Origin of the sequence: Gordonia sp. ABKF26 (assembly GCF_041103195.1) — a bacterium.
Classification (GTDB): Bacteria; Actinomycetota; Actinomycetes; order Mycobacteriales; family Mycobacteriaceae; genus Gordonia; species Gordonia terrae.
In genome coordinates this window covers 1,594,449-1,615,657 of the sequence record NZ_JBGCVZ010000003.1, presented here as the reverse complement: position 1 = coordinate 1,615,657, position 21,209 = coordinate 1,594,449, and the positions used below count along the sequence as shown (strand labels likewise).

The window sequence follows — 21,209 nt, the reverse complement described above, 5'->3', positions numbered from 1 at the left end:
CCTCGCACCTCAGGGGGCGAGGGAACGGTAGCGGGTCGCGATCGAACGGCCGAGCACGACGCGCATGATCTCGTTGGTCCCCTCCAGGATGCGGTGCACACGGAGGTCGCGGACGATTTTCTCGATTCCGTACTCGGTGAGATACCCGTATCCGCCGTGCAGCTGGAGCGCCTGGTCGGCGACCTCGTAGCACGTGTCGGTGACGAAGCGCTTCGCCATCGCACACTGCTCGACCTTGTCCGGCGCATCGTCGTCCAGGGCGGACGCCGCCTGCCACAGCATCAGCCGCGACGCCTGCAGCGACGTGGCCATGTCGGCGAGAGTGAACCGGATCGTCGGCTCGTCGATCAGCGCGTTCCCGAAGGCCCGACGACTGGCGACATAGGCGGCCGCCTTGTCGAAGGCCGCCTGTGCACCGCCCAGCGACGATGCCGCGATGTTGATGCGACCTCCGTTCAGGCCGTTCATCGCGACGCCGAAGCCGATGCCCTCGGTGGCGCCCAGGAGATTGGCCGCGGGCACGCGCACCTCGTCGAGGATGACCTGGGCGGTGGGTTGCGCATGCCAGCCCATCTTGTGCTCCTGCGCACCGAAACTCAGCCCGGGGGAGTTCTTCTCCACGAGGAACGTGGAGATCCCCTTCGGACCGGCCTCGCCCGTGCGGGCCATGATGACGTAGAGGTCCGACGACCCCGCACCGGAGATGAACTGCTTGACCCCGGTGAGCACGTACTCGTCGCCGGACCGCTCGGCACGGGTCGCGAGCGCGGCCGCGTCCGAGCCGGCACCCGGCTCGGTCAGGCAGTAGCTCGCAACCGTCTCCATGGTCGCCAGGCGCGGCACCCACGTCGAACGTTGTTCGTCGGTGCCGTACTTGTCGACCATCCACGTGCACATGTTGTGGATGGACAGGAACGACGCGACGGCCGGATCGGCGTAGGCCAGCTGCTCGAAGATGCGCACGCCGTCCAGACGGCGCAGGCCACTGCCGCCGGCATCCTCCGAACAGTAGATGGCGCCCATCCCGAGTTCCGACGCCTCGCGCAGCTCGTCGACCGGAAAGTGGTTCGACGCGTCCCACTCCAGCGCGAACGGCGCCAGCTTCTTCGCCGCGAAACCCGCTGCGGTCTCGACGATGACGCGTTCGTCACCGTCGAGCCGAGCGACCGCGGCGTCGGCGAAAGTGGTCAACGCCGATCAGTCCATCGTCGGGATGACGAACTCGGCGCCGTCCTTGATGCCGGACGGCCAGCGCGTCGTCACCGTCTTGGTCTTGGTGTAGAACTGGATCGACGCCGGACCGTGCTGGTTGAGATCGCCGAAGCCCGAACGCTTCCAGCCGCCGAAGGTGTAGTACGCCACCGGAACCGGGATCGGCACGTTCACGCCGACCATGCCGACGTCGACGCGGGCCGTGAAGTCGCGGGCGGCGTCGCCGTCCTGGGTGAAGATCGCGACACCGTTGCCGTACTGGTGGTCCGACGCCAGCGCGAGGGCCTCCTCGTAGTCGCCGGCACGCACGATCGACAGAACCGGACCGAAGATCTCCTCGGTGTAGATGGTCATGTCCTTGGTGACGTGGTCGAACAGGGTCGGGCCGATGAAGAAGCCCTTCGAGATGTCCTCGTCGCCGAAGGTCTGCTCGTTGTTGGCGCGCTCGCGTCCGTCGATGACGACCTCGGCACCTTCCTCGGCACCCTTGTCGATGAACCCGCGGACCCGCTCGAGGGCGGCGGCGGTGACCAGGGGCCCGTAATCGGCCTTGGGATCGAGGCTGTGCCCGACACGCAGCGCGTTCACCCGGTCGATCAGCTTGGCGCGCAACCGATCTGCGGTCTGCTCGCCGACCGGGACCGCGACACTGATCGCCATGCAGCGCTCACCGGCGCTGCCGTAGCCCGCACCGATCAGCGCGTCCACGACCTGGTCGAGGTTGGCGTCGGGCATGATGATCGCGTGGTTCTTGGCGCCACCGAAGCACTGTGAGCGCTTCCCGTGGGCGGCCGCCGTCGAGTAGATGTACTGCGCGATGTCGGAGCTGCCGACGAAGCCGAGGGCCTTGACGTCCGGGTGGGTCAGCAGCGCGTCGACCGCTTCCTTGTCGCCGTGCACGACCTGGAACACACCGTCGGGCAGGCCCGCCTCGGTGAACAGTTCGGCCAGCCGCACCGGCACGGACGGATCGCGCTCGCTGGGCTTGAGGATGAACGCGTTGCCGCACGCGAGGGCCGGGCCGGCCTTCCACAGCGGGATCATGGCCGGGAAGTTGAACGGCGTGATGCCCGCGACGACACCGAGCGGCTGACGGATGGAGTGCACGTCGATGCCGCCGCCGGCACCGGCCGTGAACTCGCCCTTGATGAGGTGCGGGATGCCGATCGCGAACTCGATCACCTCGACGCCGCGCTGGATGTCGCCGAGAGCGTCGGCGTGGGTCTTGCCGTGCTCGAGCGACAGCGTGGTCGCGAGCTCGTCGGCGTTCTTGTTGACCAGATCGACGAACCGCATCAGGACGCGGGCGCGGCGCTGCGGGTTCCAGGCGGCCCACTCCTTCTGCGCCTCCGAGGCGGTCGCGATCGCGGCGGCGACGTCGTCGGTCGACGCCAGCGGGACCTGGGACTGCACGGCGCCCGTGCTCGGGTTGAAGACGTCGGCGAAACGTCCACCCTCGGCGGGAACGCGCTTGCCGTTCAGGTAGTGCGGGATCGAGGGGACAGCAGGAGCGGACACGGAGATCACCTTCGACTTCGTTGGGGGTTATGGCCGGTGTCACCACATAGTAGGACATCCAAGTATTTCTTCCAACCCCCTGTTCACCAGCGATTTCGCACCGGCGAGCCGGTTAGGCTACCCTCGCTTTGCGAAAACGCCGACGTCGAGAGGAGTTCACATGTCGGTTGTCATCCTCTACGGAACCGAAACCGGGAACGGCGAGCTCGTCGCGGACGCCATCGCCGACACGCTGGCCGCCGATCACGATCCCTCGATCTACGACATGAGCGAGTTCGCGGTCGAGGATCTCGACCCCGAGGACTTCCTCGTCATCGTCTGCTCGACCTACGGCGAAGGCGAACTCCCGACCGGCGCCGAGCCCTTCGCCGAGGAACTCGAGAGCGTCGACCCCGACCTCACCGGCGTGCGGTTCGCGGTGTTCGGGCTCGGGGATTCGATCTACGACACGTTCAACCGCGGCGGCGAGATCGTCGCGGAGATGCTCACCAAGCGCGGCGCGGTCCAGGTGGGCGAACACGCCCGCCACGACAACTCGTCGGCGATCAAGCCGGCAAAGCAGGCCGCCGAGTGGGCCGAAGGAATCTCGCAGGAGATCTGAGAACCCGGACGTCGTCGCGGTCGGTGGTCAGGCCACCGGCCGCGACGTCGTCGTCTCCGACTCCCCCGCCGCGGCGTCTTTCGCTGCGACCCCGTCGGCTGCGGTCTCCTCGACAGCGGCGGCCTCTTCCGCGGCGACCGCCTGTTCGTACCCGCGCACTGCCGACAGCTTGGCGAGTTCACACACCGCACGCACCATGATCGCGAGCACGATCCCGAGGAACAGCGCCGTCGGCACCGACACCTGCAGGTTCTCGCCGAGCAACAACACGCCGAGAACCATGGCGACGGCAGGCTCGGCCACCGTCATCGAGGGGAACGACGTCTGCAGGTCGCCCGCGCCGAATCCCATCTGCTGGGCGAGGATCGCGCCGATCACCACGAGCACGAAGAGATAGATCTCGGGGTGGACGAAGGTACGCCAGAAATGATGGGTGACCTGGTAGATCACCGTCTTGACCAGCAGTGCCGACACCCCGAAGAGAACGCCGGCGACCAGTCCGTAGAACAGCGCCTTGTAGTGCGGGCTCGAGCGGTGCGCCAAGACCACCAACGCCACCACGACACCGATGACCGCCCCCACCGTGCCCCAGAGCAACAATGCGTCGGGTCGCCGCATCGACGGTTCGGGTCGCGCCACGATGAGGAACGTGACGACACACGCGACGAGCACCCCGCCCCACGCCCATTCGATGCGGGCCGGGTGCCGATGGTCGGCCCAGGCCTCCAGCGGCAGGGCGAACAGCACCGCCAGCACGACCAGCGGTTGCACGAGCAAGATCGAGCCCAACCCGAGCGCAGACGCCTGCAAACCGAAGCCGCACAGCGCAATCGCCGCACCCGCCCACCAACCCGGGGTGATGGCACCGTTCACCCGAGAGGCGCGCTGACGCAACACGGTGCCCGCCGCGATCATCAACGCGGCCAGCACCGCGAGGAGAGCGGGTACCCAGGTGTGCACGATCCCCAGGGTAACGGCGGCTGCCGGTGCTCGCGGTGGCGACCGGAGTCGCCCGAACCGAGATCGACGGTGTCGGAACACCCACCACCTGCCCGGACAACGTAGATTCGAACCCATGCGTTATCGGTCAGATCTGGAACGACTGGCCACCCTCGACGCCGCCGCGATCGAGGTGGCCTGCACCGACTGCACCTCGGTGGGCGAATTCATCGCCTGCGCCGTCGACGAGTATCTGGAGTTCGACGTCGCCGCCGAGGAGGCCGAGGCCCGCGGCGACGACGAGCATGCGGCCTTCCTCCGGCAGGAGGCGGCGGCGTGGCGCGCCACCGTGCGGGTGCTGCGGATGATGGTCGCCGAGTCCGGGCCCGGCAACCGGCTCAGCGACCGACGGCACGGCGCCGCATGAGCGAGGCCCGCACGCTCATCCTGATGCGGCACGGCAAGTCGGGCTACCCGCCCGCGACGCCCGATCACGACCGTCCGCTGGCCGAACGCGGCGACCGGCAGGCCGCTCTGGCCGGACGATGGATGGCCGACGAGGGCCTGCGGGTCGACGCGGTGCTGTGCTCCACATCGACGCGAACGCGTCAGACCCTCGCCCGGACCGGCATCGACGCGCCGGTGACCTACGTCGAGGACATCTACGGCGGCGCACCCGAGGAGATCATCGAGTCCATCCGCATCCACGCACCCGCCGACGCGCAGACGATCCTCGTCGTCGGGCACGAGCCCGGGATGCCCGCGACCGCGCTGACGCTCGACCCGGACGGTCACATCGAACGGTTTCCCACCTCGGCCTACGCGGTCGTCGGCGTGACCCACCCGTGGGGCCGACTCGGCCTGACTCCCGACCCGGGGGCCCACCTCGTGGGTGTGCGAATCCCGCGCGAGGACTGACCGATGGCGCACACTGGGGTCATGCGTGAGATCCAGCGAACCATCATCGACGCCCTCGCGGTGAAGCCCTCGATCGAACCCGCCGACGAGGTGGAACGCCGGGTGCGCTTCCTCGCCGACTACCTCGACGCGACCGGCGCCAAGGGATATGTCCTCGGCATCTCCGGCGGGGTGGACTCCACCCTGGCCGGACGGCTGGCACAGCTGGCCGCCGACCGCGTCCGTGCCGGTGGCGGTGAGGCCGTCTTCGTGGGGGTCCGCCTCCCCTACCGGGTGCAGCACGACGAGGACGACGCGGCTGCCGCGCTCGATTTCGTCGCCGCCGACGAGGTGGTCACCGTCAATGTGGCCCCCGGCGTCGACGCCCTCACCGCGGAGATCGAACAGGCGACCGGCAACCGACTCACCGATTTCACCAAGGGCAATGCAAAGGCCCGGCACCGGATGGTCGCGCAGTACGCGCTCGCCGGCGACCGCGGATTGCTGGTCATCGGGTCCGACCACGCGTCGGAGAACGTCACCGGTTTCTTCACCAAACACGGCGACGGTGCCGCCGATGTCCTCCCCCTCTCCGGACTGAACAAGCGGCAGGGTCGTGCGTTGCTGCGCCACCTCGGTGCGCCGCAGCAACTGTGGGAGAAGGTCCCGACCGCCGACCTGCTGGACGACAAGGCGGGGCAGACCGACGAGGACGAACTCGGCCTGCGCTACGACGACATCGACGACTACCTCGAGGGACGCGAGATCCCGGTCGAGGCCGCGGAGAAGATCGAGGCCGCGTGGCATCGCAACCGGCACAAGCGGACGACTCCGGTGGAGGTCGACGACACCTGGTGGCGGTCCTAGGAACACCTGCCGCCGAGGCGCGTCCGGGCCCGCCCGCGATTAGGGTGTCGGAGTGTCTGTCTACGCAAACGGATTCGCCCGGGTCGCCGGTGCCGTTCCCGTCCTGACGATCGCCGAACCCGCGGTCAACGCCACGCGCACCATCGCACTCGCGCGACGGGCCGCCGACGACGGCGCCTGCCTGGTCGTCTTCCCCGAACTGGGGCTGTGCGGCTACAGCGTCGACGACCTCTTCCATCAGGATGCTCTCCTCGACGGGTGCCGCGCCGCACTCGACGAGATCGTGGCCGCCAGCGCCGGAATGACGCCGGTCCTCTGCGTCGGGCTGCCGATGCTCGTCGGCGACGGCCTGTACAACTGCGCCGCCGTCATCCACGACGGTGCCGTCCTGGGGGTGGTCCCGAAGTCCTACCTGCCGAACTACCGCGAGTTCTACGAGCAGCGCTTCTTCGCCGCGGCACGCGACGCGATCCCCACGACCGTGTCGATCGGCGGCGACGAGGTCCCGTTCGGCGCCGATCTCGTCTTCGAGGCACGCGACCTCCCCGGTTTCGCACTGTTCGTCGAGATCTGCGAAGACGGGTGGGTGGCGATCCCACCGAGCACGTGGGCGGCTCTCGGCGGCGCGACGGTGCTGGCCAACCTGTCGGGCAGCCCGGTCACCATCGGCAAAGAGGGCTACCGCACCAACCTGTGCACGGGGCACTCCGCACGCACCATCTCCGCCCACGTGTACGTCGCCGCGGGCTTCGGCGAATCGACGACCGACCTGGCCTGGGACGGTGACGCCCTCATCACCGAGAACGGCTCGCTCCTCGCCCGGAGCGAACAGTTCGCGACGACCGATCAGATCATCTCCGCCGACATCGATCTCGACCGGTTGCGGCAGGAACGGATGCGCATGATCAGCCTGCGCGACCAGGTCGGCGACCACTCCGAACGGTTGAAGTCGTTGCGCCGCATCGGCTTCGACTTCGGCGAGTTGGCCGGCGACGATGACGTGGTCCGGCGGGTGATTCCCCGGTTCCCCTATGTGCCGGCGGATTCCGCCGACCGAGACGAACGCTGTGCCGAGGTCCGTTCCATTCAGGTGCAGGGTCTCGCCCAGAGACTGCGATCGACCGGACTGGAGAAGATCGTCATCGGCGTCTCCGGCGGGCTGGACTCGACGCTCGCGCTCCTCGTCGCGGTCGACACGTTCGACCGACTGGGGCTGCCGCGCACCAACATCCTCGGTTACACGATGCCCGGTTTCGCGACCGGCGGCCCGACGCTGCGACGGGCCCACGCGCTCATGGACTCCCTCGGCGTGAGCGGCACCGAGATCGACATCCGGCCGTCGTGTGAGCAGATGCTCGCCGACCTCGACCATCCGTACGCCCGCGGCGAGAAGGTCTACGACGTCACGTTCGAGAACGTGCAGGCGGGCGAACGGACCTCGCACCTGTTCCGCCTGGCGAACTCCAACGGCGCCATCGTGCTCGGCACCGGCGACCTGTCCGAACTCGCGCTCGGTTGGTGCACCTACGGTGTCGGCGACCAGATGTCCCACTACAACGTCAACGGCTCGGTGCCGAAAACGCTCATCCAGCACCTGATCCGGTGGATGATCACCAGCGGACACCATTCGTCGGAGACCACCGAGACGTTGATCGAGATCCTCGACGACGTCATCTCCCCCGAGTTGGTGCCGCCCGGTGACGACGGCCGGATCCAGAGCACCGAGGACACCGTCGGCCCCTACGAACTGCACGACTTCTTCCTCTACCACCTGACGCGCTTCGGCTATCGGCCGACCAAGATCGCCTACCTCGCCCGGCAGGCGTGGGGCGACCGCACCCGCGGTCCGTGGTCGGATCTGGTGACCGAGGACAAACGCAACGAATACGATGCGGCGACCATCGAGCACTGGCTCGGCGTGTTCGTGAAGCGGTTCATGGGCAACCAGTTCAAGCGCTCGGCGATGCCGAACGGTCCGAAGATCGGATCGGGCGGGTCCCTGTCCCCGCGTGGCGACTGGCGGTCACCGTCGGATGCGTCGGCGCGGGTCTGGCTCGACCAGCTGGCCGGGGGTTAGTGGCTTCGACACGTCGCCTCGCTGCGCTCGTCGACTGCTCAACCAGCGGGAAACCATGCTGATCGACTACTCAACCAGTGGGAAACCATGCTGATCGATGCTCAACCAGCGGGAAACACGCTCATCGACTGCTCAACCAGCGGCAGCGGCAGATCTGCTCGTCGCTCGACCAGCGGCAAACCGCCCGCCTCAATCGCAGGCAGCGAGGAGTTGCTTGAGCTGATCGTCGAAGGCGTCGGCGATCGCCCACGGATCCGGGGTCTGGTCGGTGCAACCCACGATGCCGATGTTGAGGTTGCCGTCGGCGGAGAACACCGTGATGTTCAGTCCCAGTCCGTGGAAGATCGGGCCGAGCGGGTAGACGCCGGTGACCCGGGCGCCGAGGAAGTACAGCGGGAAGTCCGGACCCGCCACGTTGGACACCAGGACGTTGAAGACCGGTGGATGGGCCGACGCCAGGTTGCGGTCGCCGTAGATCTTCATCATGGTGGACAGCGTTGTGCCCGGGGCGAATTGAGCCCAGGACCGCAGGATGTTCGCATCGATCTCGGCGTGGTGCTCCTTCGAGGTGCGGCTCAGCTCGGCCTGCTTCCGGAGCCGGGCAACCGGATCCGGCTCGTCGGAGGAGAGCTGGGTGAACATCCCGGTCACCTTGTTGGTGCCGCCGACGACCAGGTCCTTCTCATCGGCGCCGTGCACCGAGACCGGGACCATCCCGACCAGCGGGCGATCGGGCAACTCGTCGTGTTCGAGCAGGTAGGTGCGCAGCGCTCCACCCACCATCGCGAGCACCACGTCGTTGATCTTCACGCCGAAGTGGTCCTTCACGCGCTTCACGTCGGCGAGCGAGAGTTGGGTCACGGCGATGCTGCGATGCGGCGTGATGGGTGCGTTGAACCGCGTCCGCGGCGCGCGGAACGGAGCCGGCATCGCCGAATCCTGTTGTGCGCGACGGAACCAGCCGACCGGTACGCCGAGGGTCCGGGGCAGCAGTTTGGCCATCGCCAGGGGACGCTGGACGAAGTAGTTGACCGCCCCACCCGCGGCCATCGCGACGCGCGACGACGGCCCGGCCGACTCTCCCACCTTCTCGGCGTCGAGTTCCGGGGGTTCCGGTGAGAGCGTGCACATCTGCGCCAGCAACTCGGCGCCGGTGACACCGTCGGTCCCGGCGTGGTGCATACGCAGCATGGCGCAGACCCGGCCGTCGGCGAGCCCCTCGATGATCCAGAGCTCCCAGAGCGGCTTGCCCCGGTCGAGCGTCTGACCGGCGAGATGACCGACCAGTTCGGCGACCTCGCCGGCGCCGGCGGGTGCCGGCACCCCCACGCGGTGGACATGACGCTCGATGTCGAAGTCCTCGTCCTCGATCCAGACCGGGTGGTCGATGTTGAGCAACGAGTTGTCGAGTTTGCGGCGGAACGCGGGGATGGCGGCGATCCGTCGCTCCATCTCCGCACGGATCTTGTCGAACCGATAGCCGCCCGGCATGGTGCTCGGGTCGATCTCGAACAGACCGATGACGTGCATCAGTTGCGAACGCGTCTCGAGGTAGAGAAACGATGCGTCCAATCCACTCAAGCGCTGCATGAGTTCAGCCTCTCCTCGACGTCGGGCACCCACCCCGCAGGCACCCCACGCCATCATGCCGCACCCGGCGTGCCTCGCGGAGCCGGTTCCGCCGACCGCCACGGCCGACTGGGGACACATGCTCTCCGGCGGTCAGAGCGGCAGCGAGTCCACCATGTCGAGAATGTCCTGACCGTCGGTTTCCAGTACGACGATCATCGCGAGTTCGCGCGCCGGGTCGTCGGTGATCTTGAAGACCCCGCGGCCGTTCTCGTCGATCAATCCCGTTCCGTGCCGCCACCTGACCGGCCGCGACGTCGACGACGACCGCGAGTACTCCGCGTTCAGCGCATCCCTGGACGCAAACCAGAACACCCCGAAAGGACGATCCACCGCACCCGCCGCACACCGCACGACGAAGACGGTGCGGACCTGCCCCGCCCCGGTCTCCGACGGGCCGACCTCGTCCCGGCCACCGGAGTAGCGGCGGATGCACTCCGTGTTCATCCATTGCGCGGCGGTGTCGGGGGCCTGCGGGAGCAACTCCGGGAACTGCGCCACGAGCGGCGCGAACTCTCCCCAGCTCGCACCCGTCCGGACCCGCTGCACCGGCCCGGGCTCGGAGTACACGCCCCCACGCATCGCAACCACCCGGTAGTCATGTTCTCCGGCAGGCACACTCGCGTCCTCGGCCGTCGTCTCCGGCCCCTGGTGGACGACGTATCCGTCACCGCGGAGGAGCTGGTAGGCCGACGCCCCGTCGACCGGGTTCCAGGTCGCGATGACCCGCCCCGGCCGGGCCTGCAGGGTGAGCCCGCCGGGCGGGTCCGGCGCATCGGGTGCCGTCACCGAACGGACCACCGCGAACCCACCGAGCGCCACCACCGCCGAGATCAGCACGATCAACCCGATCAGCCAGGGGCCGGATCCGATCCGTCGCGGCCGGGTCGGGACGGTCGTCGAGATCGGCGAAGTGGGGAGAGCGGGTGGAGGGGGCGAGTTCATCAGATCGGCAACCTCTTCAACACGTCGCCGGCCGCGGCGGCGGGCTCGCCCGGGACGACGACCCACACCACCGATCGGGCGTGGTCACCGTCGTCGAACGTGAGGATCGCCTGACCCTGATCACCTTGCTTGTCCGACAGATACAACGTGCCGGCGTGTCCCTGCGCAGTCGTGTAGTCGACGCCGCGGAGGTCGTACGCGGTCACCGTCGCTGCTGCCGTGGCCTCCTCCGGGGTGTCGTAGGCATCGACGATCACCTGGTACGCAGCCACCTGCGGACCGGCAGGGTCTCCGCTGCCGGCCCCGGTCGGGTTCTCCGCTTCGCGCGTGCACGACACGGTGCGCTTGCTCGACGAGAAGGCGAGGTCGCCGTCCTCACCCCAGCAGCGCATGGCATCGAAACCGTTGGTGCTCAACGGTGTCGCGGGGATGAGATCGTGGTACAGGTCGGCGATCGGTTGCAGCTGGCCCCACGTCATGAAGACATCGACCTGCTCGGAGTTCCGCGAGAAGTCCGACACCCGGCCGTCGTCGTGCGCGGCGACCTGGAACGTGTAGGTGCCGGGTACCGGTCGGGGCGCGGTGAACTCGGTCGCGGGCCCGGAGTAGATCACGGCGTCGTTCTGGGTGACCACGTAGCCGGTGGCCCCGGCCACACTGTTCCAGGTCAGTTCGACGGCAGTGGTCGTGACCTCCGCGTCCGGCGGGTCCGGGGTGTCCAGAGACGTGGCCGACATGCGCACGAGTCCGATGCCGGCGCCGAGGATTCCGGCGACGAGCACGGCGACGATCCCGATCACGAGCAGCTGACGCGGACGGCCGACCGCATTCGGTTGCGTCGCATCGTCGTCGGCCGGCCAGGTGGGCGACGGTTCCGGCGGAACCCGAGGCGGCGCGAGCGCCGCGGCACGCGGGCCCGGAGCACCGATCGGCGGGCGGGGATCGGTACCGACGCCGGTTCCGGCGGGACGGAGCTCGGCGAGGTTCTCCGCGTCCCGACCGTGGGACGCGGGTACCTCCCCGGAATCGGGCACGCCCACCGGGCCGATGAGTGTTGCGCGGGAGTCGAAGACGTCGGCGAGCGCGGCCGCGAACTCCCCCGCCGTCGAGTGTCGGCGGCCCGGCTCCTTCGCGATCGCCCGGGCGAGCACCCGGTCGACGGCCGCGGGGAGGGCCCGGTTGCGGGCACTGGCCGACGGGGGTTCGTGGTGCATGTGTGCCGTCATCAACCCGTGCAGCGACGGTGAGTCGAAAGGCGGCGCACCGGTGAGCAATTCGTACGCGGTGGCGGCGAGCGAGTAGATGTCGCTGCGGCCGTCGACGCGCAGGCCCTCGATCTGCTCCGGCGAGGCATAGCGCATCGTGCCGATGGTGATCCCGGTGCCGGTCAGGTGGGTGACCTCGTCGAGTACCTGCGCGATGCCGAAATCGGTGAGCTTGATGGCTTCGGGACCGCTCGGACCGCCGTCGACACGTTCCTCGCCCGGCGTGATCAGGATGTTGGCCGGCTTGATGTCGCGATGCATGACGCCGCGCCGGTGGGCCGCGTCGAGTCCGGCGGCCGCCCCGGTGATGATCGTGCACGCGAGACCGGGGTCGAGCGGGGACTCCCGGGCGAGCATCCGCGCGGCATCGGTGCCCGGCACGTACTCCATTGCGATCCATAGCAACTCGTCGAACACACCGCGGTCGTAGACGGCGACGATGTTGGGATGGTGCAGGGGCGCGACGATGTCGGCCTCGCGTTCGAACCGGGCGCGGAAGACCGGGTCGGTGGCGTGGACCGACCGGAGCACCTTGAGGGCGTCGGCGCGCGGCAGCCGGGGATGGGCGGCCTTGTAGACCTCGCCCATGCCGCCGCGTCCGAGCACGTCGAGGACGCGGTACCCCGCGATCAGGTCCCCTACCTGGTACATGACGTCCTCACCGATCCGTGTGCGGTGGCAGTGTTGGGCACGAATGGTACCGAGTGTCGCGAAACGCGGTGGATCGCGCCGTTCCGGACTCTACGATCGGCGACGATGGAAACCACCGAGAAACCGACCCCGCCGACCACCGAGTTCACCCACGCAGAACTCGACGAGGCCTTCGCGCAGTTCCAGCGCACGGTCGCCGAGATCGCCGTCAGCCGCGACTGGGATCGCTTCGCCGAGCTGTTCACCGACGATGCCGACTACGTCGAGCACGCCCTGGGCACCATGCGCGGCCGTGAGGAGATCCGGACGTGGATCTGGCGCACGATGACCTCGTTCCCCGGCAGCCACATGACCGGTTTCCCCTCCCTGTGGCATGTGGTCGACGCCCCGACCGGCCGGGTCATCTGCGAAGTCGACAACCCGATGCGTGACCCCGGTGACTCCACCCACATCACCGCCACCAACATCACCATCCTCACCTACGCGGGCAACGGTCGCTGGAGCCGCGAGGAAGACGTGTACAACCCCATGGAGTTCGGTCGGGCGGCCATGCGCTGGTGTGAGAAGGCCCGCGAACTGGGCACCATCGACGAGCCCGCAACGGCCTGGATGGAAACGACCGGGGCCATGTTCGCCTCTCGGCGCTGACCGTTCCGCCGCACGGGCGAACCCGCGCCCAGCTGGGCGTTTGCGGCGACGCCTGCGGAGGTCGCCGGCGTGACGGATGACACCCTCGCACCCCGTAACGGTTCGCCGGTGCTGCGACGACACCCTCACGACGGACTTGGGACACCGGTGAGCGTGCCGTACGCTAGGACTTTGACCAGTGGCGTCGGGCGCCGGAGCGCACCCCGGCCCGACACACCGCGGTCCGGCGGACCCGGCACGCATCCGCCAAGACGTCGAGCATCACCGACGACGTCGAGAACCACGATCGTGGCAGCGGCCGCGCACGTGGACCGACCCACCAGACACAGACGACGACACACGCACGATGACACACGCGGACACCGTTCGGAGGACACCCATATGGCACGCGACCTGACGCAACTCGAGCTCCTCAAGGAGCTGGCCCCGGTTGCCGAGGACAACGTCAACCGCCACCTCAAGATCGCCAAGGACTGGAACCCGCACGACTACGTGCCGTGGGACGAGGGCCGGAACTTCGCCGCGTTGGGCGGGGTCGACTACGACCCCGAGCAGTCGCAGCTCGACGAGGTCGCCAAGGCCGCGATGATCACCAACCTCCTCACCGAGGACAACCTGCCGTCGTACCACCGCGTCATCGCCGACAACTTCTCCATGGACTCCGCCTGGGGCCACTGGGTCGGTCGCTGGACCGCCGAGGAGAACCGCCACGGCATCGTCATGCGCGACTACCTCGTGGTCACCCGCGGCGTCGATCCCGTCGCACTCGAAGAGGCGCGGATGATCCACATGACCAACGGCTACGACCCGATGCTGGCCGCCGCCGGACGTGTGGACGAACTCGAGGAGCATGCCGACGAGCTGGGCCTGCTGCACTCGGTGGCCTACGTGACCTTCCAGGAACTCGCGACCCGCGTCAGCCACCGCAACACCGGCAAGGCGTGCAACGACCCGATCGCCGACAAGATGCTCCAGCGCATCGCGGCCGACGAGAACCTGCACATGATCTTCTACCGCAACATCTGCGGCGCGGGCTTCGACATCTCGCCCGATCAGACGCTGCGCGCGGTCACCGACATCGTGACCAACTTCCAGATGCCCGGCGCCGGGATGCCCAACTTCCGTCGTCACGGCGTGCTCATGGCCAAGCACGGTATCTACGACCTGCGCCAGCACCTCGAAGAGGTCGTCATGCCGGTCCTGCGCAAGTGGAACGTCTTCGAGCGTGAGGACTTCACCAGCGAGGGCGAGAAGACCCGCGAGGAGCTCGCCGCCTTCCTCGAGCAGCTCGAGAAGGACACCATCCGCTTCGAGGAGATGCGCGACCGTTCGCTCGCCCGCGAGGCCAAGAAGCGGGAGCAGCAGGCATCCTGAGCACCACCCTCCCCTTCGAGGCTCGCTCCGCTCACACCTCAGGGAGCAGCGACCCGGCGCCTTCGACCACCGCAAGCTCGCTCCCCGGCCCCCTGAGGGGCGAGCTTGCGAGCGTCGACCCCAGCCCCCTGAGGAGCGAGCTTGCGAGCGTCTCGAAGGGGCTGCGCATCGGTTCGATCGAACTGGCCAGCCCGGTCGTGCTGGCCCCGATGGCCGGTGTCACGAACGTCGCATTCCGCACGCTGTGCCGTGAGCTCGAACTCGCCCGCACCGGCACCGTCTCCGGGCTGTACGTCTGCGAGATGGTGACCGCCCGCGCGCTCGTCGAGCGGCATCCGGTCACGATGCACATGACGACCTTCGGACCGGACGAGAATCCTCGGTCGATGCAGCTCTACACCGTCGACCCGGAGTACACGTATCAGGCCGCGAAGATGATCGTCGACGAGAACCTCGCCGACCACATCGACATGAACTTCGGCTGCCCGGTCCCCAAGGTGACCCGCAAGGGCGGCGGTTCGGCGATCCCCTACAAGCGCACCTTGTTCCGCAAGATCGTCGCGGCGGCGGTCCGCGCCACCGAGGGCACCGACATCCCGGTGACGGTGAAGTTCCGCATCGGCATCGACGACGAGCACCGCACCCACCTCGACGCCGGTCGCATCGCCGCGGAGGAGGGCGCCGCCGCCGTTGCCTTGCATGCGCGCACCGCGTCGCAGCGGTACTCCGGCGAAGCCGACTGGGACGAGATCGCCCGTCTGAAGGACCACGTCACGTCCGTGCCCGTGCTCGGCAACGGCGACATCTTCGAGCCCGCCGACGCGGTCGCGATGATGAACCGCACGGGCTGCGACGGCGTGGTCATCGGACGCGGTTGTCTCGGCCGCCCCTGGCTGTTCGCCGAACTCGCCGCCGAGCTGGGCGGGTTCGACGCCCCGACCCCGCCGAATCTGGGCGAGGTCGCCGACATCATGGTCCGGCACTGCCAACTCCTCGTGGACCACCACGGTGAGATGAAGGGCTGCCGCGAGATCCGCAAGCACGTCGCGTGGTACCTGCGCGGCTTCCCGGCCGGATCGGAGATCCGCCGCCGGATGGCACTGGTCGGCAGCGTCGACGAGCTGCGCGAACTGCTCGCCGAGCTGCCCGCGGACACCCCGTTCCCGTCCGACGGCCACGGCCCGCGCGGCAGGCAGGGATCCCCGGCCAAGGTCGCGCTGCCGGACGGATGGCTCGACGATCCGGACGAGGACGTCGTCCCGGCCGGGGCCGAGATCATGCACTCCGGCGGTTGAACCGGATTGCGAAAACCGTCACAACCGGCGCCTGGCTGAGATGCTTTCTCAGGTGGGATCAGTACTATTGCGCGGAGGTCCCGGCCGCCGGGACCTCCATTCTGTGCGCACCGCGCTGGTCGAGCCCCGATCTGCGGTGACTCGCGAATCAGACCACGGGGCATGAGGAACGTGCATTGAGTCGTAGGACACCGGGCCCGGACGACCCCGAGGCGGGCGACGCCGATCGCTCTCGTCGTGGTCGTCGCGCCGGACGCTCCCACGACGAGCTCGGCCCGACCCCGGGACAGGACGCCACCGGCCCCGTCGGCCCGGGTGACCAGCCCCCCGCACACCCCAGCCTCCGTGAGCCGCGGTCCGCGGATCGATTTGTCCGCGGACGAACGCGGCTGACCGTCCGTCAGCTCATGGAGCAGATGAACGCCGAGGAGTCGTCACCGGTCGAGCCGCCTGCGGGCTCCGGCCGCTCCGGCTCCCGCCGCGCGATGCCCCCGCGTCCGGAGTCGCGGAATCCCGAGACCCCGTCGACGCGCGCACGTTCCCGCCGCCTCGGACAGCCGTTCGGTCAGGGCGCCGAACCGCCGCCACCCCCACGTGCGCCGGGCGCACCCCAGCCGGCGCCCGACGACCGCCCCACCACGGTCCATCGCTTCGACAACGACGTCACCCAGAAGATCCCCACCATCGGCGACTCCGCACCGGACCTGTCCGACCGTGCGACCGAGAAGCGGGCCATCGAGGAATCCCGGGGCCAGGAACCGGTCGCCGGGTCTCCGTCGGGGAGCCCGGTCGCGCAGGCACCGCTCGAGCGCACCCCCGACCTCACCGGACCCCTCGCCCTGCGTTCGGCACCCCGGCGTCATCCCGGACGCGACGAGGACCGTCAGGGTGCGATGCTCCGCAAGACCGCCGCGACCGGACGGATCCTGGTCGCCATCGCATGTGTCCTCGCGCTCGTCGGCACCGGCTTCGTCTGGGGCTACCTGCAGTCGTGGAACGGCAACTGGCGCAACGTCACCGCCGTCGATCCCGACGACCAGAACATCCGCAACAAGGACGCCCAGTACGGTGACGAGACCTATCTGATCGTCGGAACCGACACCCGCGGCGGACAGAACGCCAAGGTCGGGGCAGGCACCACAGCCGACGCCGACGGTGCCCGATCGGACACCGTCATCCTGGTGAACGTCCCCGCGAACCGGAGCCGCGTCGTCGCGGTGTCGTTCCCGCGGGACCTGCAGGTGGACCAGCCGGCCTGCCGCGCCTGGGACAACGCGACGGGCGCCTACGGCGCCGAGATGCCGCCCGCCGACGACGTCAAACTCAACGGCGTCTACGCCGCGGGTGGACCGCAGTGCCTCGTCCGCGTGATCACCGCGATGAGCGGTCTGAACATCAACCACTTCATCGGCATGGACTTCTACGGTTTCGAGAAGGTCGTCCGTGCGATCGGCGGCGTCGAGGTCTGCTCGACGGTGCCGCTCTACGACTACGAGATCGGTCAGATCCTGCGTAAGCCCGGCAAGCAGAAGCTGACCGGTCGACGGGCGCTCAACTACGTGCGGGCCCGCAACATCTCCTCCGAGGGCAACGGCGACTACGGGCGCATCAAGCGTCAGCAGTTGTTCATGTCGTCGCTGCTGCGGTCGTCTCTGTCGGGCAACGTGCTGTCGAACCCCAACAAGCTCAACGGCATCGTGAACACGTTCATCGAGTACAGCTATGTCGACGGTGTGGACACCCAGTCGCTCATCAGCCTGGCCGAGTCCATGCAGGGCATCGAGGCCGGACGCGTCTCGTTCCTGACGATCCCGACATCGGGAACGTCCACCGACGGCGCCAACAACGAGATCCCGCGCACCAGCGACATCGACGCGATCTTCGACGCCATCATCGACGACCTGCCCCTACCGGGTGAACAGGCGCGCAAGAAGCCGCCGTCATCCTCCAAGGCCCCCTCGAGTTCGGATGCCCCGAGCACCAGGGCCGACACGTCCGCTCCCGGACCGGTCACCGCGACGGCACAGAACCCCGGCAATGTGGGCGTCCGGGTGCTCAACGGCACCGATCGCACCGGTCTCGCCACCGAGGTGTCCGAACAGCTCACGCCGTACGGCTTCGACGTCCGCGGTGTCGCCGACGCCTCGGAGAACCGCGACGACACGGTCGTCCGCTACGGGCCGGGACAGCGCGATGCCGCCGCGACGCTGGCCGAGATGTTCCCCAACGCCAGCATCCAGCTCGATCGCACGGTCAAGTCCGGCGTCGAGCTCATCGTCGGGGCGGATTTCACCGGCTCTCTCGGATCGGTTCCGGCGTCCGGGGCGACCCTGACGGCGAATCAGCTCGCACCCGCCGAGAACACCGGCAATCTGCCCAATGACCTGGCGATCACCAACGCGGGCGACACCACCTGCACGTGATCACGGGCGGTCGCAGAGGCCCGGATGGACGGATCTGCACCCGACGTTCACCGCACGTTCATCGGTCGGAGTCGGTCCCGTGCGATCACGCACGTATCCTGGCAACATGCGTACCGCCTACCAAGAGCAACTCGAGGCCTTGACCTCGGTATTGGGTGAGATGTGCGAGCTCGCCGGCACCGCGATGGCGCGCGCCACGCAGGCACTGCTGCAGGCCGATCTCGCCATCGCCGAAGAGGTCATCGGGGACACCGACCGGATGAGCCAGCTGACGGCCCGCGCCGAGGAACAGTCCTTCGCGCTACTCGCGTTGCAGGCGCCGGTCGCCGGCGATCTGCGCGGGGTCGTCAGCGGATTCCAGATCGTCGCCGACGCCGACCGGATGGGCGCCCTGGCGCTGCACGTCGCGAAGGTCGCCCGTCGTCGCCACCCGGCGAAGGCGCTGCCCGAAGAGGTCAACGGTTACTTCGCCGAGATGGGTCGCCTGGCGGTGACGCTGGCGAAGAACGCGCACGAGGTCCTGGTCACCAGCGACCCGCAGGCCGCGCTCCGCCTCCAGGAGGACGACGACGCGATGGACGACCTCCACCGCCATCTCTTCACCGTCCTCATGGACCGCGAGTGGAAGCACGGCGTCGCGGCCGCTGTCGACGTCACGCTGCTCGGCCGCTACTACGAGCGATTCGCCGACCACGCGGTCCTGATCGGCCGTCGCGTCGTGTTCACCGCGACCGGCAAGACCCCGGAGCAGTTCCAGAGCGTGGGGTGATTTCCCTCGCTCGACGCGGATCGTCGAGCAGAGGACCACACCGAAAGAGGCCGAGAATTCAGTTTCCGACACTGAACTCGGCCTCTTTTCACGTTCGTGAAGAACTGTGCCCGAAGTGAGGCCGGCGAGATTTCACACGCGCCGAGGTCGTCGTTAGGGTGGCGGTCATGGCCCAGCACTATCCGACCGAGCCCGATTTCAATGCGGTGACCGACGAGGACGCCGAGGCTGCCGCCCACCGCCGCAAGATACTCGCGTATCTGGGTGTGACCGCATCGCTGGTCGCCCTGCTGGCGATCCTGCTGCTCAACATGTGACGCACGACGAAGCCCGCTCCCCGGATGGGCGAGCGGGCTTGTCGGTCTCGCGTCGGTTCTAGCCGAAGCGGCCCGAGATGTAGTCCTCGGTCTCCTTCTTCGTCGGGTTGGAGAACATCGTCTCGGTGTCGTTGATCTCGACGAGCTGGCCGGGCTGGCCGACTGCCTCGAGGTTGAAGAACGCGGTCTGATCGCTGACGCGAGCCGCCTGCTGCATGTTGTGGGTCACGATGACGATGGTGTACTCCTTCTTGAGTTCACCCATCAGATCCTCGATGGCCAGCGTGGAGATCGGGTCGAGCGCCGAACACGGCTCGTCCATGAGCAGGACGTCGGGCGAGACCGCGATCGCGCGGGCGATGCACAGACGCTGCTGCTGCCCACCCGACAGTCCGCCGCCCGGCTTGTCCAGACGGTCCTTGACCTCTTCCCAGAGGTTCGCGCCGCGCAGGCTCTTCTCGGCGACGTCGTCGAGCTGGGAACGGTTCCGCACGCCCTGCAGGCGCAGACCGGCGACGACGTTGTCGCGGATCGACATGGTCGGGAACGGGTTCGGCCGCTGGAACACCATGCCGATGGTCGCGCGCACGCTGACCGGGTCGACGGTCTTGCCGTAGATGTCCTCGCCGTCGAGGAGCACGCTCCCCTTGGCGTAGGCACCCGGGGTCACCTCGTGCATGCGGTTGAGGGTTCGCAGCACCGTCGACTTGCCACAGCCCGACGGGCCGATGAAGGCGGTGATGCAACGCGGCGGGACCTCGAGGGTGACGTCCTTGACCGCATGGAAATCGCCGTAGTAGATGTTCAGGTCTTTGATGTCGAGGCGCTTGGCCATGGCAGTGGTCCGTTCTGGAAAAGATGACCCGAGAAGGGTGAGGAGGTCAGGAGGTCTTGGGGGCGAAGAGTTTCGACACCGCCTTGGCACCGAAGTAGACGATGGCGACGAGGATCACCAGTGTCAGTGCCGCGCCCCACACCTGGTCGAACGCGCCCGGTCCGTTGTTGTACTGCTGCACCATCATCAGTGGCAGTGACTGCTGGTTGCCGTCGAAGGGATTCCAGTTCATCGCCCGGGTGGCACCGACGAGGATCAGCACCGGTGCCGATTCGCCCATCACGCGGGCGATGGCCAGCATGACGCCGGTGACGATGCCCGACAGCGCCGTCGGGAGAACGATCTTCACGATGGTCTTCCACTTCGGGATGCCCAGCGCGTACGACGCCTCCCGAAGGTCCTGCGGCACGATCTTCAACATCTCCTCCGTGGCGCGCACCACGAGCGGAACCATCAGCAGCACCAGCGCGATGGCCACCACGAAGCCCGACCGGGGAAGTCCGAGCGTGGTCCGCCACACCGCGTAGACGAAGAGAGCTGCGACGATCGACGGAACACCGGAGAGGATGTCGACCATGAAGGTGGTGACCCGCGCCAGCAGCGACTTCTTGGTGGCGTACTCCACCAGGTAGATGGCGACGAAGATGCCCAGCGGGATGGAGATGACCGCGGCGAGCGCGGTCTGCATCAGGGTGCCGACGATCGCGTTTGCCGCCCCGCCGCGCCGCTCGGCCTGAGTCCACCAGTCGATGTCGACGATCGTCTCGATACCGCGCGACACCAGGGTGAACACCAGCCAGAGCAGGGGAACCAGCGCCAGCAGAAGGGCGGCGATCACGGCGGCGCGCACGGCCCCGTCGGTGAAACGCCTGCGCCCGGACATCGGGGTGAAGCCGGAGGGCTTCTTGACCGGGTCGGCCGCGGAAGTTGTCGTGGTCACAGACATG

Annotated in this window: 19 protein-coding genes; 11 read left to right on the top strand and 8 right to left on the bottom strand. The window is 68.2% G+C overall.

Annotation, left to right across the window (positions count from 1 at the left end; all coding sequences use genetic code 11):
• Positions 1 to 9 precede the first annotated feature (9 nt).
• Positions 10 to 1,191: an acyl-CoA dehydrogenase family protein gene (locus tag AB4Z55_RS07875; RefSeq protein ID WP_064571022.1), complete on the bottom strand. Its 1,182-nt coding sequence runs from the start codon at positions 1,189 to 1,191 to the stop codon at positions 10 to 12.
• A 6-nt stretch (positions 1,192 to 1,197) separates the two neighbouring features.
• A complete protein-coding gene (locus AB4Z55_RS07870) occupies positions 1,198 to 2,730 on the bottom strand; it encodes a CoA-acylating methylmalonate-semialdehyde dehydrogenase (RefSeq protein WP_033206343.1) in 1,533 nt (510 codons plus the stop codon).
• Between the two features lie 160 nt (positions 2,731 to 2,890).
• Between AB4Z55_RS07870 and AB4Z55_RS07865 the strand changes: the two genes are divergently transcribed.
• Positions 2,891 to 3,331, top strand: coding sequence for a flavodoxin domain-containing protein (locus tag AB4Z55_RS07865; protein ID WP_004022497.1), 441 nt, complete (start codon positions 2,891 to 2,893; stop codon positions 3,329 to 3,331).
• A gap of 27 nt (positions 3,332 to 3,358) precedes the next feature.
• Here the strand turns inward: AB4Z55_RS07865 and AB4Z55_RS07860 are convergent, their stop codons facing one another.
• Positions 3,359 to 4,291 carry a DMT family transporter gene (locus tag AB4Z55_RS07860; RefSeq protein WP_101822830.1) on the bottom strand — a complete coding sequence of 311 codons (933 nt, stop codon included), beginning with the start codon at positions 4,289 to 4,291 and terminating at the stop codon, positions 3,359 to 3,361.
• 115 nt (positions 4,292 to 4,406) lie between these two features.
• On the opposite strand from AB4Z55_RS07860, the gene AB4Z55_RS07855 reads away from it, so the two are divergent.
• The 4 genes from AB4Z55_RS07855 to AB4Z55_RS07840 are packed head-to-tail and all read left to right on the top strand — an operon-like array spanning position 4,407 to position 8,111.
• Positions 4,407 to 4,697: a hypothetical protein gene (locus AB4Z55_RS07855; protein ID WP_369519494.1), complete on the top strand. Its 291-nt coding sequence runs from the start codon at positions 4,407 to 4,409 to the stop codon at positions 4,695 to 4,697.
• A complete protein-coding gene (locus AB4Z55_RS07850) occupies positions 4,694 to 5,188 on the top strand; it encodes a histidine phosphatase family protein (RefSeq protein WP_369519493.1) in 495 nt (164 codons plus the stop codon). Before AB4Z55_RS07855 ends, AB4Z55_RS07850 begins: the two co-directional genes overlap by 4 nt.
• A gap of 21 nt (positions 5,189 to 5,209) precedes the next feature.
• Complete coding sequence (nadE, locus tag AB4Z55_RS07845) at positions 5,210 to 6,034, top strand: ammonia-dependent NAD(+) synthetase (protein WP_033206327.1); 825 nt, start codon at positions 5,210 to 5,212, stop codon at positions 6,032 to 6,034.
• A 52-nt stretch (positions 6,035 to 6,086) separates the two neighbouring features.
• Positions 6,087 to 8,111 carry an NAD(+) synthase gene (locus AB4Z55_RS07840; RefSeq protein WP_369519492.1) on the top strand — a complete coding sequence of 675 codons (2,025 nt, stop codon included), beginning with the start codon at positions 6,087 to 6,089 and terminating at the stop codon, positions 8,109 to 8,111.
• A 189-nt stretch (positions 8,112 to 8,300) separates the two neighbouring features.
• Here AB4Z55_RS07840 and AB4Z55_RS07835 read toward each other — a convergent pair whose 3' ends face one another.
• The 3 genes from AB4Z55_RS07835 to AB4Z55_RS07825 all read right to left on the bottom strand — a co-directional run bounded on the left by AB4Z55_RS07835 (position 8,301) and on the right by AB4Z55_RS07825 (position 12,601).
• Complete coding sequence (locus AB4Z55_RS07835; RefSeq protein WP_369519491.1) at positions 8,301 to 9,701, bottom strand: wax ester/triacylglycerol synthase family O-acyltransferase; 1,401 nt, start codon at positions 9,699 to 9,701, stop codon at positions 8,301 to 8,303.
• Between the two features lie 132 nt (positions 9,702 to 9,833).
• Entirely contained in the window at positions 9,834 to 10,685 is an 852-nt protein-coding gene (locus AB4Z55_RS07830) for a fibronectin type III domain-containing protein (RefSeq protein ID WP_369519490.1), read from the bottom strand.
• Complete coding sequence (locus tag AB4Z55_RS07825; protein ID WP_369519489.1) at positions 10,685 to 12,601, bottom strand: protein kinase; 1,917 nt, start codon at positions 12,599 to 12,601, stop codon at positions 10,685 to 10,687. The genes AB4Z55_RS07830 and AB4Z55_RS07825 overlap by 1 nt, the downstream gene beginning before the upstream one ends.
• A gap of 105 nt (positions 12,602 to 12,706) precedes the next feature.
• Here AB4Z55_RS07825 and AB4Z55_RS07820 point away from each other — a divergent pair, with 105 nt between their 5' ends.
• The 6 genes from AB4Z55_RS07820 to AB4Z55_RS07795 all read left to right on the top strand — a co-directional run bounded on the left by AB4Z55_RS07820 (position 12,707) and on the right by AB4Z55_RS07795 (position 19,427).
• Positions 12,707 to 13,249: a nuclear transport factor 2 family protein gene (locus AB4Z55_RS07820; protein ID WP_064569787.1), complete on the top strand. Its 543-nt coding sequence runs from the start codon at positions 12,707 to 12,709 to the stop codon at positions 13,247 to 13,249.
• A gap of 381 nt (positions 13,250 to 13,630) precedes the next feature.
• A complete protein-coding gene (locus AB4Z55_RS07815; RefSeq protein ID WP_004022003.1) occupies positions 13,631 to 14,623 on the top strand; it encodes an acyl-ACP desaturase in 993 nt (330 codons plus the stop codon).
• A 161-nt stretch (positions 14,624 to 14,784) separates the two neighbouring features.
• The gene (gene dusB, locus AB4Z55_RS07810) at positions 14,785 to 15,918 is read left to right on the top strand and encodes a tRNA dihydrouridine synthase DusB (protein ID WP_101822987.1); all 1,134 of its coding nucleotides are present in this window, start codon (positions 14,785 to 14,787) and stop codon (positions 15,916 to 15,918) included.
• Between the two features lie 176 nt (positions 15,919 to 16,094).
• Positions 16,095 to 18,341: an LCP family protein gene (locus AB4Z55_RS07805; RefSeq protein ID WP_369519488.1), complete on the top strand. Its 2,247-nt coding sequence runs from the start codon at positions 16,095 to 16,097 to the stop codon at positions 18,339 to 18,341.
• A 106-nt stretch (positions 18,342 to 18,447) separates the two neighbouring features.
• Positions 18,448 to 19,110, top strand: a complete 663-nt coding sequence (gene phoU, locus AB4Z55_RS07800) for a phosphate signaling complex protein PhoU (RefSeq protein WP_004022006.1) — start codon at positions 18,448 to 18,450, stop codon at positions 19,108 to 19,110.
• 167 nt (positions 19,111 to 19,277) lie between these two features.
• Positions 19,278 to 19,427 carry a hypothetical protein gene (locus AB4Z55_RS07795; RefSeq protein WP_004022007.1) on the top strand — a complete coding sequence of 50 codons (150 nt, stop codon included), beginning with the start codon at positions 19,278 to 19,280 and terminating at the stop codon, positions 19,425 to 19,427.
• 58 nt (positions 19,428 to 19,485) lie between these two features.
• Here the strand turns inward: AB4Z55_RS07795 and pstB are convergent, their stop codons facing one another.
• Together pstB and pstA are read right to left on the bottom strand one after the other, a co-directional pair.
• The gene (gene pstB / locus AB4Z55_RS07790) at positions 19,486 to 20,262 is read right to left on the bottom strand and encodes a phosphate ABC transporter ATP-binding protein PstB (RefSeq protein WP_004022008.1); all 777 of its coding nucleotides are present in this window, start codon (positions 20,260 to 20,262) and stop codon (positions 19,486 to 19,488) included.
• Positions 20,263 to 20,308: 46 nt separating this feature from the next.
• Positions 20,309 to 21,208, bottom strand: coding sequence for a phosphate ABC transporter permease PstA (gene pstA, locus AB4Z55_RS07785; RefSeq protein WP_004022009.1), 900 nt, complete (start codon positions 21,206 to 21,208; stop codon positions 20,309 to 20,311).
• Between the last annotated feature and the right edge of the window lies 1 nt (position 21,209).

Bases quoted from the DNA above. Each gene is read 5' to 3' on its own strand.
- AB4Z55_RS07855 (WP_369519494.1), top strand. From the start codon at position 4,407: ATGCGTTATCGGTCAGATCTGGAACGACTGGCCACCCTCGACGCCGCC.
- phoU (WP_004022006.1), top strand. From the start codon at position 18,448: ATGCGTACCGCCTACCAAGAGCAACTCGAGGCCTTGACCTCGGTATTG.
- pstA (WP_004022009.1), bottom strand. From the start codon at position 21,208: ATGTCTGTGACCACGACAACTTCCGCGGCCGACCCGGTCAAGAAGCCC.
- AB4Z55_RS07825 (WP_369519489.1), bottom strand. From the start codon at position 12,601: ATGTACCAGGTAGGGGACCTGATCGCGGGGTACCGCGTCCTCGACGTG.
- nadE (WP_033206327.1), top strand. From the start codon at position 5,210: ATGCGTGAGATCCAGCGAACCATCATCGACGCCCTCGCGGTGAAGCCC.
- AB4Z55_RS07830 (WP_369519490.1), bottom strand. From the start codon at position 10,685: ATGAACTCGCCCCCTCCACCCGCTCTCCCCACTTCGCCGATCTCGACG.
- AB4Z55_RS07850 (WP_369519493.1), top strand. From the start codon at position 4,694: ATGAGCGAGGCCCGCACGCTCATCCTGATGCGGCACGGCAAGTCGGGC.
- AB4Z55_RS07795 (WP_004022007.1), top strand. From the start codon at position 19,278: ATGGCCCAGCACTATCCGACCGAGCCCGATTTCAATGCGGTGACCGAC.
- AB4Z55_RS07865 (WP_004022497.1), top strand. From the start codon at position 2,891: ATGTCGGTTGTCATCCTCTACGGAACCGAAACCGGGAACGGCGAGCTC.
- AB4Z55_RS07835 (WP_369519491.1), bottom strand. From the start codon at position 9,701: ATGCAGCGCTTGAGTGGATTGGACGCATCGTTTCTCTACCTCGAGACG.
- AB4Z55_RS07820 (WP_064569787.1), top strand. From the start codon at position 12,707: ATGGAAACCACCGAGAAACCGACCCCGCCGACCACCGAGTTCACCCAC.
- pstB (WP_004022008.1), bottom strand. From the start codon at position 20,262: ATGGCCAAGCGCCTCGACATCAAAGACCTGAACATCTACTACGGCGAT.
- AB4Z55_RS07815 (WP_004022003.1), top strand. From the start codon at position 13,631: ATGGCACGCGACCTGACGCAACTCGAGCTCCTCAAGGAGCTGGCCCCG.